The sequence below is a fragment of the Pseudomonas sp. G5(2012) genome (genome assembly GCF_000408945.1).
In the GTDB taxonomy this organism is placed as follows: Bacteria; Pseudomonadota; Gammaproteobacteria; order Pseudomonadales; family Pseudomonadaceae; genus Aquipseudomonas; species Aquipseudomonas umsongensis.
In genome coordinates this window covers 1-16,804 of the sequence record NZ_APIO01000161.1, presented here as the reverse complement: position 1 = coordinate 16,804, position 16,804 = coordinate 1, and the positions used below count along the sequence as shown (strand labels likewise).

General features: G+C 61.3%; 14 protein-coding genes. 13 read left to right on the top strand and 1 reads right to left on the bottom strand.

Annotated features, from left to right (window positions below; genetic code table 11):
* Window positions 1-203 precede the first annotated feature (203 nt).
* From PG5_RS31080 to PG5_RS34535, 7 genes are all read left to right on the top strand, one after another.
* A complete protein-coding gene (locus PG5_RS31080) occupies window positions 204-989 on the top strand; it encodes an SDR family oxidoreductase (protein ID WP_020801040.1) in 786 nt (261 codons plus the stop codon).
* A 10-nt stretch (window positions 990-999) separates the two neighbouring features.
* Window positions 1,000-1,470 (top strand): MaoC family dehydratase, encoded by a 471-nt coding sequence (locus PG5_RS31075; protein WP_020801039.1) that lies wholly within the window; start codon window positions 1,000-1,002, stop codon window positions 1,468-1,470.
* Window positions 1,471-1,476: 6 nt separating this feature from the next.
* Window positions 1,477-2,682, top strand: coding sequence for an acetyl-CoA C-acyltransferase (locus tag PG5_RS31070; RefSeq protein WP_020801038.1), 1,206 nt, complete (start codon window positions 1,477-1,479; stop codon window positions 2,680-2,682).
* A gap of 76 nt (window positions 2,683-2,758) precedes the next feature.
* Entirely contained in the window at window positions 2,759-3,976 is a 1,218-nt protein-coding gene (locus PG5_RS31065) for a helix-turn-helix transcriptional regulator (protein WP_020801037.1), read from the top strand.
* A 78-nt stretch (window positions 3,977-4,054) separates the two neighbouring features.
* Complete coding sequence (locus tag PG5_RS31060) at window positions 4,055-5,431, top strand: DUF1329 domain-containing protein (protein WP_020801036.1); 1,377 nt, start codon at window positions 4,055-4,057, stop codon at window positions 5,429-5,431.
* 178 nt (window positions 5,432-5,609) lie between these two features.
* Window positions 5,610-6,650, top strand: coding sequence for a Rieske 2Fe-2S domain-containing protein (locus PG5_RS31055; protein WP_020801034.1), 1,041 nt, complete (start codon window positions 5,610-5,612; stop codon window positions 6,648-6,650).
* A 106-nt stretch (window positions 6,651-6,756) separates the two neighbouring features.
* A complete protein-coding gene (locus PG5_RS34535; RefSeq protein WP_020801033.1) occupies window positions 6,757-6,930 on the top strand; it encodes a hypothetical protein in 174 nt (57 codons plus the stop codon).
* Here PG5_RS34535 and PG5_RS34010 read toward each other — a convergent pair.
* Window positions 6,917-7,075: a DUF2986 domain-containing protein gene (locus PG5_RS34010; RefSeq protein WP_020801032.1), complete on the bottom strand. Its 159-nt coding sequence runs from the start codon at window positions 7,073-7,075 to the stop codon at window positions 6,917-6,919. The genes PG5_RS34535 and PG5_RS34010 overlap by 14 nt on opposite strands.
* A gap of 237 nt (window positions 7,076-7,312) precedes the next feature.
* Here PG5_RS34010 and PG5_RS31050 point away from each other — a divergent pair, with 237 nt between their 5' ends.
* The 6 genes from PG5_RS31050 (at window position 7,313) to nahK (ending at window position 16,782) form a co-directional block, all read left to right on the top strand.
* Window positions 7,313-7,834, top strand: coding sequence for a sigma-70 family RNA polymerase sigma factor (locus PG5_RS31050; protein WP_020801031.1), 522 nt, complete (start codon window positions 7,313-7,315; stop codon window positions 7,832-7,834).
* A complete protein-coding gene (locus PG5_RS31045; protein WP_033042267.1) occupies window positions 7,831-8,793 on the top strand; it encodes a FecR domain-containing protein in 963 nt (320 codons plus the stop codon). Before PG5_RS31050 ends, PG5_RS31045 begins: the two co-directional genes overlap by 4 nt.
* 99 nt (window positions 8,794-8,892) lie before the next feature.
* The gene (locus PG5_RS31040) at window positions 8,893-11,373 is read left to right on the top strand and encodes a TonB-dependent siderophore receptor (RefSeq protein ID WP_020801029.1); all 2,481 of its coding nucleotides are present in this window, start codon (window positions 8,893-8,895) and stop codon (window positions 11,371-11,373) included.
* 250 nt (window positions 11,374-11,623) lie between these two features.
* Complete coding sequence (locus PG5_RS31035) at window positions 11,624-12,808, top strand: porin (protein ID WP_020801028.1); 1,185 nt, start codon at window positions 11,624-11,626, stop codon at window positions 12,806-12,808.
* A gap of 247 nt (window positions 12,809-13,055) precedes the next feature.
* Window positions 13,056-14,219: a nitric oxide-sensing protein NosP gene (gene nosP / locus PG5_RS31030; protein WP_020801027.1), complete on the top strand. Its 1,164-nt coding sequence runs from the start codon at window positions 13,056-13,058 to the stop codon at window positions 14,217-14,219.
* On the top strand, window positions 14,149-16,782 hold the full coding sequence (gene nahK / locus PG5_RS31025) for a hybrid sensor histidine kinase/response regulator NahK/ErcS' (RefSeq protein ID WP_371106625.1): 2,634 nt from the start codon (window positions 14,149-14,151) through the stop codon (window positions 16,780-16,782). The genes nosP and nahK overlap by 71 nt, the downstream gene beginning before the upstream one ends.
* The last annotated feature ends 22 nt before the right edge of the window (window positions 16,783-16,804 follow it).

Below are 16,804 nucleotides of genomic sequence, written 5' to 3'. Positions count from 1 at the left end.
AGCAATGGATATGTACTCCCAAAAACTCTCCCCCAGGCTTTAACGCGGCATGGATCAACGTCGGTAGTCACAGATTAACGGACAGGCTTAGGTGTAATGGAGCAAGGGATTGCGCCACGGCCTTTCTACCCCATTTTGACGATGTGCCCACGCAACTCCCTGCGTACAACTGCAGCGTATTGATTTCTTCGGAGGTAGACGCTGTGAAACAAGCCCCCCCTTATGTTCCCGGTCATCAATTGCTGGTCGGCAAGTCGGTGCTGATCACCGCTGCCGCGGGTGCCGGTATCGGTTATTCGGCGGCCCGGCGCAGTGCCGAGGAAGGTTGTCGGGCGTTGATGATTTCCGATGTGCATCCGCGGCGCCTGGAGGAAGCGGTGGAGCGGCTCAAGGCTGAGACTGGCCTGCAGGCGATTTATGGCCAGTTGTGCAATGTCACCGTCGAAGACGAAGTCCAGGCCCTGGTGACGGCGGCCGAAGAGGCGCTGGGCGGGGTCGATGTGCTGATCAACAACGCGGGCCTGGGTGGTCAGAAACGCGTGGTGGAGATGAGCGACGAAGAATGGCTTCGGGTGCTGGACGTGACCTTGACCGGCACCTTCCGCATGACCCGGGCGATGTTGCCGCACATGCAACGCCGTGGCGCCGGGGCCATCGTCAACAACGCCTCGGTGCTCGGCTGGCGGGCACAGAAGGAACAGGCCCATTACGCCGCTGCCAAGGCCGGAGTAATGGCCCTGACTCGCTGCAGCGCCCTGGAAGCTGCCGAGTTCGGCGTGCGCATCAACGCGGTTTCACCGTCGATTGCCTTGCACGATTTTCTCAAGAAAGCCTCCAGCGAAGAGTTGCTCGCCAGCCTGGCGGGGCGCGAGGCGTTCGGTCGCGCTGCCGAAGTCTGGGAAGTGGCCAACGTGATGATGTTCCTGGCCAGCGACTATGCCTCCTACATGGTGGGCGAAGTGTTGTCCGTCAGTTCACAACAAGCTTGAGGATGGGCGCATGAGTCACGTTTTCAGCAGTGCCCAGGCGTTGCTTGCGGCCGAGGGCCTGGACCTGGGCCACACCGAATGGCTGACCATCAGCCAGCAGCGCATCGATCTGTTCGCCGAAGCCACCAGCGATCACCAGTGGATTCACGTCGACCCGGTGCGCGCCGCCAGTGGCCCGTTTGGTGCCTGCATTGCCCACGGCTACCTGACCCAATCGCTGGCGAACCTGTTCATGCCGCAGTTGCTGATCATTGAAAACATGGCGATGGGGGTCAACTACGGCAGCGACCGGGTGCGCTTCCCGGCGCCGGTCAAGGTCGACTCGCGGGTGCGGGGCAGCGGCCAGATCATCCGCGCCGAACCACTGGGCGATGCCGTGCAACTGACGGTGCGCATCACCGTTGAAGTCGAAGGCCAGGCCCGTCCCGGCTGCGTGATCGACACCATCAGCCGCTACACCTTCAACCCCATTTGCGAGTGAGTACCCATGGACCTGAATGAAGTCGTCATCGTCGCCACCGCCCGTACCGCGCTGGCCAAGTCGTTTCGCGGATCGTTCAACGATACCGAGGCCCCGGTGCTGGGCGGTCATGTGGTGCGCGCGGTGGTCGAACGCGCCGGCATCGAGCCTGCCGATGTAGAGGATGTGATCATGGGCGCGTCGGTGCAGCAAGGCACCCAGGGCTTCAACATCGGTCGGCTCTGCGCCTACACCGGCGGTTTGCCGGACAGCGTGCCGGGCATGGCCGTGGACCGCATGTGCGCCTCGGGCCTGATGAGCATCGGCATGGCCGCCAAGGGCATCATGACCGGCGAGATGAGCATCGCCATCGGCGGCGGCGTGGAGTCCCTGTCGCTGACCCAGACCAAACACAAGAACGCCTATCGCGCCCGATCCGAAGCGGTGCTGCAGGTGATGCCCAGCGCCTATATCCCGATGATCGAGACCGCCGAGATCGTGTCGCGCCGCTATGGCATCAGCCGCGCCGCCCAGGATGAGTATTCGCTGCAGAGCCAGCTGCGCACCGCCGCCGCGCAGCGAGACGGCTTGTTCGACGATGAGATCGTCGGCCTGAGCGTGGATAAATTACTGTTCGCCGATGGCCAGCCCAATGGCCATGAACGCGTGCAGGTGGCCAAGGACGAGTGCAACCGTCCCAATACGCGCCTGGAAGACCTGGCGGCATTGAAACCGGTGTGGAAGGACGGCAGCTGGATCGAGCAGGGCGAGTTCGTCACGGCCGGCAACGCCTCGCAATTCTCCGACGGTGCCGCCGCCAGCCTGCTGATGAGCCGGGCCGAAGCCAAGCGCCGCGGGTTGACGCCACTGGGCATCTACCGCGGCATTGCCGTGGGTGGTTGTGCGCCGGAGGAAATGGGCATCGGCCCGGTGATCGCCATTCCCAAGCTGCTCAAGCGCTTTGGCTTGAGCGTGAAGGACATCGGCCTGTGGGAGATCAACGAGGCTTTTGCCAGCCAGGTGCTGCATTGCCGCGATGCGCTGCAGATCCCGGCAGAGCGCCTGAACGTCAACGGCGGGGCGATTGCCATTGGTCACCCGTTTGGCATGTCCGGCGCGCGGATGGTCGGCCACGCGTTGCTCGAGGGACGGCGGCGCGGTGTGCGTTATGTAGTGGTTGCCATGTGCATCGGTGGTGGCATGGGCGCCGCCGGCCTGTTCGAGCTGCCATGAGGCCAGCGGGACACCGACGTTCTGTCGATTAAATCCATGGGGGCCCGCCAGTCGGGTCCTCTGCTGGGGAATGGTTATGCAAAGTTGTGTGCCCAATGCACAGGTCCTGGCGCAAATGGGCCTGGACTTGGCCGAGTACGAACGGATTATTGGCAACATCTACGATTCGGCGATGGACACCCGCTGCCTGAACGAGTCTTTGCGCGAGTTGAGAACCTTGTTCAAGGCCAATTTCGTGACCTTGATTTTGCGGGTCCAGGATGAGCCGTTGTTGTCGCCCATGGTGGTGGCGGGCGATGTCGAACTCGGGGAGGGCGGTATCAACCATTATGCCTACTACGCCAAATCCACTCTGTTCGACGGCCTGCCCACCGATACGGTGTTCACCGTCGATGAACTGATGAGCGATGCCGAATGGTCCAGTTCGGCGTTCTACCTGCTGTTTTGCCAACCCCACGATTGCTACCACATGCTCGGTGCCGATATCCGCATGCCGGATGGCGGCACGGTGCGCTTGCGGATCAATCGACCCCAGGGGCACCCGGCTTTCAGCGCCCTTGAACGGGCCCTGTGCGCGATGCTGTTGCCGCATTTGCGCCGGGCCCTGCACATGCATTCGCTGCTCGATCGCAGTGAGTCGCTGGGCAGCCTGTATTCGCAGACGATCAGCCGCCTGGCGGTGGCGACTTTCGTGCTCGATGAAACCGGCAGTGTGCTGCAACTCAATCCCGTGGCCCGGGAGATTCTCGACAGCCAGGACGGCCTCAAGGTGGTGGGCGGGCGGCTGGAAGCGACTTACCCCAGTGATAATCGCGAGTTGGCGCGCCTGGTGCGCAATGCTTTCCAGCGCGCCAAACAGGGCGTGGGCAAGGGCGTGCAGGTGGCGGAGGCGACGTCGATATCCCGCCCCTCGGGTCAGGTCAGCCTGGGGGTGGTGGTGGAGTTGATCCCGTCCCAGGAACTGCTCGAAGGTAACGGCAAGCCCACGGTGGTGGTGTATGTGCGCGATGCGGTAAGCAAGTCGCTGGTGAGCACGGTGCTGACTTCGCAACTGTACAACCTGACCCCGGCGGAAACCACGCTGGCCCTGGAACTGGCCAACGGCCTGTCGCTGGAGGAAGCCTCGGAAATCCTCAATATCCGCCGCAACACCGCCCGCGCCCATCTGCGTTCGATCTTCTCCAAGACCGGCGTGCGGCGCCAGACCGAACTGGTGCGGATCATGCTCAACAGCGTGGTGGCCCTGGGGGCACCGCAGCCGGTGGTGAACCCGGCCAGTGCCAAAACGCGTTAGTCCGTGCGGACGATGCTGCCGGGTTCCTCGCCTGTCGATACTGGGCAACCGTTGCGAACGTGAATAAGGAGAATAAAAATGAACGGCAGTAATCAGTCCCCAAGCTGGGCCTTGGCGTTGTTGTTGGGATGCTGTGCCATCGGCACGGTGCATGCCGCGCCAGAGGACGTCGAGCGCCTGGGCAAGGACTTGACGTGCCTGGGCGCGGAAAAGGCCGGTAATGCCGACGGCAGCATTCCGCCGTTCAGCGGCAAGTGGCTGGGTGTTCCACCCCACGTTGATTTCAAGGGCACCGGCAACCACCCGGTGGACCCGTACCCGGACGACAAGCCGCTGTTCGTGGTGACCGCGCAGAACATCGGCCAATACAATGACTACTTGTCCGATGGGCAGAAAGCCCTGTTCAAACTGTACCCGGCCACCTACAAAATACCGGTTTACCCCACGCGCCGGGATTTTCGCTTCAACGACACGGTCTGCCAGGCCACCAAAGAGAACGCCAAGGTGGCGCGGCTGGTCGATGATGGCGAAGGGGTGGTCGGCAAGACCGGCGGCACCGCTTTCCCGGTGCCGCGTAGCGGCCTGGAACTGTTGAAGAATGCCTCGACCTTTACCTTGCGGGCCTGGACCGAGGAGTACATCTCCGACAACGCCTACGTGCTCAAGGACGGCAACATCAACTGGGGCCGCGTGCATTCGCGCAACCTGGCGCCAGGGCTCGAACCGGACAAGATTGGGGATACCACTGGCAACTCGTCGTTTTATCTCAATGAAACCCTGCTGCCGCAACGGGACAAGGGTGAGATCAACACCGGCACCGAATTCTGGAACGACAAGACTGAACCGCGCCAGTCCTGGCGCTACGATCCGGGTACCCGCCGCGTGCGTCAGTCGCCGGGGTATGGCTTCGACATGTCGTTCCCGGGCAGCGGTGGTTCCATCACCGTCGACGAGGTACGCCTGTTCAACGGTTCGGGGCAACGTTATGACTGGAAGATCGTCGGCAAGCGCGAGATGTTCATTCCCTACAATACCTACCGCCTGCATGCCGCCAACCTCAAGTACGCCGACTTGCTGACCCCTGGCCACATCAACCCGGATGCCATGCGTTTTGAGCGCCATCGGGTCTGGGAACTGGAAGGCACGCTCAAGCCGGGCTTCCGCCATCTGTATGGCAAACGCAAGCTGTACATCGACGAAGACACCTGGTTCCCGATGCTCGCCGACAACTACGACAACCGTGGCGAGCTGTGGCGCACTTCGATGGTCAACTATTTCTACGCCTACGAAAGCCAGCGGCCGCAAGCGGGCGTGGGCCTGTACTACGACCTCAATGCCGGCAGCTACCTGGCATTCAACCTGATCAACGAACAGCGCAACGGCTACCTGTTGAACAAAACCGGTTTCAGCCCCCGGGACTTCGGCCCGGAGGCCGCTCGCCGCTTCGGCCAGTAACCACCCGGCGTGGCGCCCGTGGAGACAGGGGCGCCCATTGAGAGTGGCTCGCGTTTGATCTAGTCCAACTGAAGGATGTTCTCCCGGCAAGGCTGCTCAATGATGCTTGCCATGGGATCACCCTGATTTTCTTGGGGGCATAGCCTGCCCCGAAGTCTGTAATCGAGGAACAATAACAATGACGAAACTCGCTGAACTCAACATCGAGAACGCCCAGCGTACCCACCGTTACGCGCGCGGCTGGCACTGCCTGGGCAATGCCGCCGACTACCGTGATGGCAAGCCCCACACCCTGGAAATCTTCGGCACCCGCCTGGTGGCCTTTGCCGACAGCCAGGGCACCATCAGCATCCTGGATGCCTATTGCCCGCACATGGGCGCCGACCTGTCCCAGGGCACCGTCGAGAACGACAGGCTGGTTTGCCCGTTCCACCACTGGAAGTACGACACCGGTGGTAAATGCGTGGAGATCCCTTACTGCAAGCGCATTCCACCCAAGGCCAAGACCCGCAGCTGGTTGAGCTGCGAGGAAAACAACCTGCTGTTCGTCTGGAACAACCCCGAAGGCCGTGCGCCGAAAGACGGCGTGGTCATTCCGCACCTGCCCGAAATGGACGATCCGGACTGGATTCATGACTGGAACATCGACACCATGCACATCGAAACCAACCCACGGGAGTTGGTCGATAACCTGGTGGATGCCCAGCACTTCGGGCCGGTGCACGGTACGCCGACCAAGTACTTCGCCAACGTCTTCGAAGGGCACATCGGCCATCAGATTTTCCATGGCGACTCCGAGCGCCTGGGCGGCGACCTGATCGCGCCATCGGCCTACTACGGCCCGGCGACCCACTTCACCCATATCAGCTCGATGTTCGGCGATGTGCGCATCCACGCCATCCTGCTTAACAGCCACGTGCCGGTGACGCCAAACAGCTTCGACCTGCGCTTTGGTTGCATGGTCAAGAGGGTGCCGGGCTGGACCGAAGAGCAGAACCAGGAAGTGGCCAGGGCCTATGTCCAGGGCAACCGCGATTCGTTCTATCAGGACGTGGTGATCTGGAAGCACAAGATCCGCATCGACAAGCCAGTGCTGGCCGAAACCGACGGCCCGGTCTATCAGTTGCGCGAGTGGTACGAGCAGTTCTTCACCGACGAGGACGACGTGCCCGCGTTCATGGCCGAGCGTCGCGAGTTCATCACGGTGGACGAGCGCTGACAGAGCAACAGGGCGCCTTCCCGAGAACCCCATCCGTCGCGGAAAGGCGCCGTTCCCAAGGCACTGCTAACGCAGTTTCGATTCAAAGGTCATGAGAGCACAGACAATGAAAATAAAAAGTCTTCTCGCCTACTACATCCCTTTTTTGGTCCTGTTTTTCCTGGTGTTTACCGTACTGTTTTCCGTGCCGCCGGAACCGGCCAGCGTCAAGGCCTGCAAGCGCTACGCGAGCTGTGTGGCCATGAGTTCGAGCGCCCCCAACTGGATCAATTTTCGCTAGGGGAACTGATCGAGGCGTCAGCTTCGGCAGCCAGTTTCAATCGGTCGGCCTTGCTGATGTATTTAGGCTTTTTCGGCGCCAGTTTGGCGCTGGCCTTTTTGGCCTTCTCCTTGAACAACTGCTTCAGCTTTTTCTGACGGTTCATGTTTTTCCACCTGGCTTGTAAGTTCTTGAATGATATCAGCGTCGCCCTTGCCTTGCCCTCGTTCTTCGCCTGTAGGAGCGAGGCTTGCCCGCGAACCAGGCGCTGTGGTGTATCAGTAATACCGCGTTATCGTGCTTTGCCACCCGCTGGCTCCTACAGGCCACAGTGGCTATTGCAAATCACCCTGCGCACACATGACAATGCGAGTCATTATCACTCGCGAATTATTCCATCGTCATGTCCGCCAACGATTTATCCCTGCGCAACGCTGTCAATGATCTGTATTGCGACCATCACGGTTGGCTCAAGGGCTGGCTGCGCAAGCGTCTGGGCAATGCTTTCGATGCGGCGGACCTGGCGCAGGACACGTTCGTTCGGGTCATCAAGGCGCGAAACGCGCTGGAGATTCGCGAGCCACGGCCCTACCTGTCGATGATCGCCAAGGGCTTGCTGATCGATCTGTTTCGCCGCCGTTCGCTGGAACAGTCCTACCTGGAAGCCTTGGCCGCCATGCCCGAATGGCAGCAACCTTCATTGGAGGAACAGGCGATCCTGTTGCAAGCCCTGATGGAAATCGACCGCCTGCTTCAAGGATTGGGGACCAAGGTCAAGCAGGCGTTCATCCTGTCGCAGTTCGACGGGCTGACCTACCCGCAGATCGCCGAGCGCTTGAACATCAGCACGCGCACAGTCAACAACTACATGGCCAAGGCCATGGAGCATTGCTGTTTGATGCAGATTCGGCTGCAACTGGCGTGAGCCTTTCGCCCGCTGAGTTGAAGGCGATTGGCGCCGCTGCCCGGTGGTATGCCCGACTTCGGTCGGATATCGCCACCGATGCGGATCTGGCAGCCTGGAAAGACTGGCTGGCTTGCGACCCTGACCATCGCCAAGCCTGGCAGCGAATGCTCGACGTGGGCGAGCAGATGGCCAGTGTGCCGGGCTCATTGGCTGCGCCAGCCTTGCGTGGCGCTGATCGATCCCGGCGCCAGGTATTGCGCAGTGTGCTGGTGCTCGTGTCAGCCGGTTCGCTGGGCGGGCTGGGCTGGTACAGCGAGACCTCGCGCAACCTGTTTGCCGATTTTCGCACCGCAGTGGGTGAGCGCCGTGAGTTTCGTTTGGCCGATGGCAGCGCGTTGCTACTTAACACCGATACGTCGGTCAACCTTCGCTTCGACGGTCGTCACCGTGTACTCGACCTGTTGCGGGGCGAGATACGAGTGACAACCGCGGTCGATCCCTTGCAGCGGCCGTTCAAGGTGCTCACTCGTCATGCAGAAGTGTTGGCGCTCGGCACGCGCTTTATCGTCCGCTGCGATGAGCAGGGCGCTGGCGTGGCGGTAATCGAGAAGGCCGTCGAGGTCCGTTCGGCTGGCGCTGGCTCGACGGTGCGTGTGGAAGCCGGCCAGTCCCTGGACTTCGATGGCCGCTCATTGGGCGTTGTACGGCGCAACGATGCTTCGGTCGGTGCCTGGCAACAGGGAAGCATCATCGCCATCAATCGTCCCCTGGCCGAGTTGCTGGACGACCTTTCGCGCTACCGCCCAGGTGTACTGCGCTGCGATCCGCGAATTGCCCAACTGAAAGTCTCCGGCGCTTTTCCCATTGATGACACTGATCTGGCACTGGCTGCGCTGGAGAGTGGTTTCGCACTACAGGTCACTCGGTACAGCCGGTATTGGGTCGATGTGTCGTCGCCTGCCACCACGCTTTCATAGTGAGTTGAAAAAGTTTGTCAGCGTTTTGCACTATTGATGCACATCGTTCGGCTCATCCCTCAATGAGTTTTTACAGATCGTCTTTGGGGGAGGGGAAGCATGTTTCGGGTGTACAAGCCGGGTCGTTTGGCGGCCGCAGTAAAGTTCGGGCTATTGGCGGCAACAACGGCGGGTGTCTGGTCAAGCGTAGCGTTGGCGGTGCAGCTACCGGCGCAACAGCAAAACTCGGTCAAGTCCTTTGACATCGCTGGCGGCAGCCTGACTGAAGTCCTCAGTCATTTCGCCAGCGCGGCGGGTGCTGCGCTTTCGTTCGATGCGCGACAAACCGATGGCTTGAAATCTCCAGGGCTCCAGGGAGCGTTTGGTGTCAGCGAAGGGTTTGCGCGGATTCTGGCGGGTAGCGGACTGCAGGCCGAACCGCAGGCTAACGGTACGTATGTGCTGCGGCCAGCTCCGAGGGCTGGTTCGGCGCTGGAACTGGGCGCGACCAACATCAATGGCCAGGTGCTGGGCGCGACCACCGAAAACAGCGGCTCGTACACCACCGGAGCGGTCACCATCGGCAAGGGTGAGCACTCGCTCAGGGAAACGCCGCAATCGGTCACGGTGATGACGCGCAAGATGCTCGATGACCAGAACCTGAACACCATCGACCAGGTCATGGAAAAGACCCCGGGCATCACCGTCTACGACTCGACCATGGGCGGCAAGTACTTCTACTCGCGCGGGTTCCGCATGTCGGGCCAGTATCAGTACGACGGTGTGCCCCTGGACATGGGCAACCTGTATGTCCAGGCCGACAGTTTCAGCGGCGACATGGCGTATTACGACCGGGTGGAAATTCTGCGCGGCGCCGCGGGCATGATGAAAGGCGCGGGTGGCACCGCCGGCGGGGTGAACTTCGTGCGCAAACGCGGCCAGGCTGCCGCGCACACGGACATCACGCTGTCCGGTGGCAGCTGGGACAACTATCGCGGACAGGTCGATACCGGTGGCCCGCTGAACGAATCCGGCACTTTGCGCGGCCGGGCGGTGGTCGCGGAGCAGAGCCGGCACTATTTCGTCGACGACGCCAGCCGCAAGGACCAGGTGTATTACGGCGCGCTGGACCTAGACCTGAGCCCCGACACCACGCTCGGCCTGGGGGTTGCCTATGAAGACGTGGATGCCAGCCCTTGCTGGGGAGGCCTGCCGCGTTACAAGGACCGCAGCGACTTGAAGCTCAGCCGCTCGACCTGTCTCGATCCCTCGTGGAACACCTGGCGCAGCCAGCGCACCACGGTTTTCAGTGACCTGAGTCACCAGCTCAACGACGACTGGGCCTTGAAGGTCGCCAGTGTCTATACAAAAAACACCCAGGACATCAAGTACGCATTCGCTTCCGGCGCCGTGACGCCCGGCACCGATACCACCGGCATGCTGGGCAGCATGTACGACTACGATCAGGTCGATTACGGCCTGGATGCCTACGTCGACGGCAAGTTCGACGCGTTCGGTCAACGCCATGAGCTGGTGGTGGGTTTCAATGCCAGCCGTTCGAAAAAGAACGACTTCTACTCGGTGGCGTTCCTGCCGCAGCGCCAGAATGTGTTCAACCCCGACAAGTATATTCCGGAGCCGGATGACAGCTACTTCATCGACAATTCATCTCGCGGCGGTCCGGTCGACTCAGTCACCAGGCAGAAGGGCATTTACTCGACACTGCGCTTGAAACTGGCTGATCCACTGACCGTTGTCGTTGGCGGCCGGGTGAGCTGGTACAACTCCGATACCGACTACGACTTCATCAACACAGGCACTTCGGAGCACGCCAGCACCACAGAGACCGGGCAAGTGACGCCGTTTGCCGGTGTGCTGCTGGACCTGAACGAGAACCTGACCGCCTACGCCAGCTATTCGGAAATCTTTACCCCGCAAGGCAATTACCGCTCAGAAGACGGTGCTGCGCTCAAGCCGCTCGTGGGCCAGAGCTATGAGCTGGGGATCAAGGGCGCCTGGTACGACGGTCGACTGAACAGCGCCTTCAACCTGTTCCGCACGATCCAGAAGGACCAGGCGCAGACTGACTACAACTCGTCCTGCCCGTCGTCCGACGGCTACTGCTACGTCAATGCTGGCAAGGTTCGCGCCCAGGGTTTCGAAGCCGAGATCAGCGGTGAAGTCATTGAGCGCCTGCAAGTGCTGGCGGGTTACACCTATACCCAGACCAAGACGCTCGACGATATCGACACCAGCCTGAACGGCGCAGCGTTCAACAGTTATGTGCCGCGGCATATGTTGCGGATGTGGGGCGATTACGCCCTGAGTGGCTCGCTTGAGCGATTCACCCTGGGTGCAGGGGTCAACGCGCAAAGCGATAACTTCCGTGTTTCACCTTCAAGTGGTGAGAAAATCAGCCAGTCAGGCTATGCGATCTGGAACGGCCGCATCGGCTACCGCATCGACGACACCTGGTCGGTCGCGCTCAACGGCAACAACCTGTTCGACAAGCGCTACTACGCCACCATCGGCACTGAGACGTTCGGCAACTACTACGGTGATCCACGCAACTTCATGTTGTCGGTCAAGGCGAGTTTCTAACGCCGGCAGATGCCGCAATCGTGCAGTCGATGCAGGAAAAGCCCAGGTCGCAAGCACCGGGCTTTTCGATGGGCGTACAGGCCTACACCCTAAGTTGTGAGCCCTGCCGACCGGCGGTCTTACGCCACAGTTGCCGCGCGCTTGCGGCCATTCCAAAGCACCTCGAAACCACCCCCAAGGCAGCGTATGGCGCCGCCTGCCAGCTTTCGATAATCGCCTCCGACACCTCGTCCCAGTCGCGGAGCGCGCCATGCACAACAATAAGAACTTCACGCATCGTTTTTTACCGGCCTTGATCGCCAGCCTGTCTGCCCTCGGCATGAGTGCCACGGCCGAAGCCGAAATCATGCTGTACGACAAGGACCAGACCACGTTCTCCACCGACGGCTACATCAACGCCTTCTATGTGAACAGCGATGTCGACCGCGAAGGGGATCAGTACGACCGCCGTCAATCGCGGGTGAAAATGGGCTTCCTGCCCAACTACCTGGGCTTCAACATGGGCAAGCAGGTCGATGATCTCAAGCTGGGTGCCCGTGCCTCGTTCTGGGTCACCATCAACGACAGTGAAACCAATGGCACCGACACCGCCATCGATGTGCGGCAGTTCTACGGCACCGTGGCCAACCCCGAGTGGGGGGAAGTGCTGATCGGCAAGGACTTCGGCCTGTTCGCCCGCTCCAACATCCTGCTCGATGAGCTGCTCGCCGGCTACGGCCAGGTCAGCGATACCCTGGGGCTGGTGGATGGTGGCGGGGTGTCGTTCGGCAACATCGGCACCGGTTATCCCTATCCGTTCCCGACCTCGCAGATCACCTACCGCACGCCGGTGATGGATGGACTGCGCGTGGCGGTGGGAATCATGGACCCGGTGGACACCAATGACAGCAGCCCGACCGGCAAGGCCTACCAGGAAAATCCGCGCACCGAGAGCGAGATCACCTATCAGTTCGACCTCGCCGGGGCGAAGATCTACAGCTGGGTCAACGGCAGCTACCAGACCTCGGACAATACCGATTCCAGCGTCGACACCGTCACCTCCAAAGGCGTCGGTTATGGCGTGCAGGCAAAAATGGGAGGCTTGTCCCTGACCGGGTCGGGCTTCCAGGCCAAGGGCATCAACCCGTTTTTCACCAACAACGCCGGCGAACCGACCCTGCGCAACGTCGACAGTGACGGGTACCTGTTGCAGGGCTCCTACAAACTGGGCAAGAACCGCCTGGCCTTGTCCTACGGCAAGACCAATGACGATGGCAACGGCGTGGTCGGCAGTGGCGCGGACTACGAGACCCGCGGCATCGCGCTGTTCCATGACGTGAACGACAACCTCAAGCTGGTGGCCGAGTACAACCAGTTCGAAATCAACGGGCATGACAGCAGTGCGCAGAACGAAGACACCGATACCGTTGCAGTCGGCGCGGTGTTGACCTGGTAGTGGCTACGTGACTATCCACTGTGGGAGCGAGCCTGCTCGCGAATTCGGTGTCTCAGGCAACATCATTATTGACTGCAAGAGAGCATTCGCGAGCAGGCTCGCTCCCACAAGGATTTAACTATCTGCTGGATCTGCGGCACAAGTCTCATCCCATTGAAGCGCCTACCTGCTACCCAAGTAGCATTCGTGGCACTCGGCTGGCTTCGTACACTCGTGCCTCACACACACGCACCTGCGAGGGGCGACGATGCAGCAGGTCCAGAACGAAGGGATCGTCAGTGCGATGTCCCAGGCCACCGATCCGCAGCAGGTGGCGCAGGAGCTGGCGCGGCAGTTGCTGCATCCGCACCTGGGCTTCGTGCTATTTTTCTGTTCCGCCGAGTACGATTTGCAGGGGTTGGGCCAGGCGTTGCAGCAAGGCTTCGGCGGCATACGCCTGGCGGGTTGCACCAGCGCCGGGGAAATCACTGCGCAGGGATATGGGCGCAATTGCGTGACGGCGGTGGGTTTTGATCATCGGTACTTTTCCATCGCCCTGGAACTGATCGACGAGATGGAGCACTTCAGCCTGATCGACGCTCAGCAGATGGTCGAGCGCCTGGTCAACGGCTGTCGCAGCAACACCCTGGCACCCATCAAGGGCAACAGCTTTGCCCTGACGTTGCTTGATGGCCTGTCCAGCCGCGAAGAAATGGTCCTGGCCGCCTTGAGTGCGGCGCTGGGCGACATCCCGCACTTTGGCGGCTCGGCCGGAGACGACAACTACCTGACCCACACCCATGTCTACTCAGGCGGCGGTTTCCACAGCGGCGCGGCGGTGGTGGTGCTGGTCAATACCTGGCTGGACTTTGAAGTGTTCACCACCCACCACATTCTGCCGCGAGCGGAGAAACTGGTGGTCACCGGCGCGGACAGCGCCTCGCGGCGGGTCTTCGAACTCAACGCCGAGCCGGCCGCCGCCGAGTACGCCCGGCACATCGGCGTGCCGGTGGGCCAACTCGACCACCGGGTCTTCGCCGCGCACCCGTTGGCGGTGCGGATCAACGAGCAGTATTACGTGCGCGCCATCCAACAGGTTCATCCGGACCTGAGCCTGAGTTTTTACTGCGCGGTGGAGAACGGCATCGTGCTCACCGCCATGACCCCGGGCCCGCTGCTGCCGAATCTGCAGAGCCTGTTCGACGGCTTGCAGCAACGGCTCGGCGATCTGTTGCTGACCATTGGTTGTGACTGTTTCCTCAGGCGCCTGGAGTTGGAGGACAACGGCAGCCTGGAGCAGATCGGCAGTTTTTTGCGCGAACAGCGGGTGATGGGGTTCAACTCCTACGGAGAACAGTTCAATGGCATGCACATCAACCAGACCTTCACCGGCGTTGCCATTGCCCGCGGCCGGTCCCGTGGACAGCGCTGAACTGCGGGCGCAAATCGCCGTCCTGCAAAACGACAATCAGAAACTGCAACGCATCAATGCGGCGCTGATCGAGCGCATCGAGTCCGGCGTCACCCGCGGCAACGATCCGTACGCCGCCTTCCAGCATTCGGTGGTGCTGGCCGAGCAGGTGCGAGAACGCACCGATGCCTTGAACCAGGCCATGGCCGAACTCAAGGCCGGCAACCATTTGCTCAGCGACGCGCGCCTGCGTGCCGAAACGGCCCATCAACACCTGATCGATGCCATCGAGAGCATTTCCGATGCCTTCGTGCTGTTCGATGCCGAGCAGCGCATTGTCTTGTTCAACAGCCGCTTCAAGGCGTTCTGGAGCAACAGCCGGGTGCGGATCAACGCCGGCATGCGTTTGACCGAGGTCAAGCGCCTGATGCAGAGCAACGGGTTGTTTACCGAAGAGCCTCGCGGGCATGCCGACGAAAACCTGCTGTACCGCCTGCAGGACGGTCGCTGGCTGCAAGTCAGCGAACGGCCGACCCAGGAAGGTGGGCGGGTGATCCTGTTTACCGACATCACCGACGTCAAGCTCAGCGAGACCGTGCGCCGGGAACAGGCGGTGGCGCAGAAGTCGCACTTGCTGCAACGGGCGGTCGACAACCTGTCCCAAGGGGTGGCGATGGTCAATGCCGAGGGCATTCTCGAACTGTGGAACCGGCGCTTCCTCGAGCTCAGCGGCTTGGCACCGGTGGCCGCCCATCGGCCCTTTGCCGAAGTCATCGCCGACAGCGAACTGACACTGCTGACCCCGGCCAGTCGCGGTCAGAATGGGCGCCCCGTGCAAGAGTGCGAACAACGCCTGTGCGATGGCCGGGTCCTGGAAATCCGCACCCATCCATTGCCCACCGGCGGTTTCGTCAACACCTTCACCGACATCACCGAACGCTACCAGCACGCCGAAGCCCTGAGCGAAAGCGAGCGCTGGATTCGCTTGATCACCGACCATGTGCCGGCATTGATCGCCTACCTCAATGCCGATCTGGTCTACGAGTTCACCAATAAGGTCTACGAAGAATGGTACTGCTGGCCGCGCGGCGTGATGCTCGGCCAGAGCCTGCGCGAAGTGCACAGCGAGCAGCATTACCAGCGCCTGGAGTCCTACGTGGCCCGAGCGCTGGCCGGGGAGAGCGTGACCTTCGAATTCGCCGAGACCAACGTCAACAACCAGGAGCGCTACATGTTGCGCTCCTATGTGCCCAATCGCCTGGCCAGCGGCGAGGTGGTGGGGATCTTCGTGTTGATCCGCGACATCACCGAGCGCCGCCGTACCGCCGAGGCGCTGCACCAGGCTTATCAGAATCTCGAACTGCGGGTGCGTGAGCGCACCGCCGAACTGACCCATCTCAACGACCAGTTGCTGCGCGAAATCGAAGAACGCCGCCGGGTCGAATCACGCTTGCGTGAGGCCAAGCTGGAAGCGGAACAGGCCAACCTGTCGAAAACCAAGTTTCTCGCCGCCGTCAGTCACGACCTGCTGCAACCGCTGAATGCCGCGCGGTTGTTCACCAGTGCCTTGCTGGAGCGACGCGAGCCGATTGCCAACGAGAACCTGGTGCGCAATGTCAGCAACTCACTGGAAGATGTGGAGAGCCTGTTGGGCACCCTGGTGGATATTTCCAAGCTAGATGCCGGTGTGATCAAGGCCGATGTTGCGCCGTTCGCCTTGAGCGAACTGCTGGAAAACCTCGCCGCCGAATACACCCAGGTGGCGCGCAGCGAAGGCCTGCAACTGCATTTCATCGCCTGTTCGGCCCTGGTACGCAGCGACATCCAGTTGCTGGCGCGCATCCTGCGCAATCTGTTGAGCAACGCTATTCGTTATACCTACAGCGGTCGCGTGGTGCTGGGTTGTCGGCGTCATGAGCAAAGCCTGTCGATTCAGGTCTGGGACAGCGGGATGGGCATCGCTGAAAATCGCCTGGAAGAAATCTTCCAGGAGTTCAAGCGCGGTGATGTGCAACGCCCGGATCAGGACCGTGGCCTGGGCCTTGGCTTGGCGATTGTCGAGAAAATCGCCGGCATTCTCGGCCACCGCATTCACGTGCGTTCGTGGCCTGGCCGGGGCTCGATGTTTTCAGTGGAAGTGCCGATCAGCGCCACCGCACCCAAGCCATTGCCGAACCTGCTGATGAGCGAGCCGATGCTCGAACGGCTGCGCGGCGCGCGGGTCTGGGTGCTGGACAACGACGCGACCATTTGCGCCGGGATGCGCACGTTGCTGGAAGGATGGGGGTGTCGCGTGGTGACGGCATTGTCGGAAGAGGACCTGGCACGGCAGGTGGACAACTACCATGCCGGCGCCGACCTGTTGATTGCCGACTATCACCTGGACAACGACCAGAACGGCGTCGATGCCGTCGCGCGGATCAATGCCCGCCGAGCTTGCGCTATCCCGGCCATGATGATCACCGCCAACTACAGCAATGAACTCAAACAGCAGATCCGCGAACTGGGCCATACCCTGATGCACAAACCGGTACGGCCGATGAAGCTGAAGGCGGCGATGAGTCATCTGCTCGCCAGGCCTTGAGGTCTGATCGTTCCCACGCTCT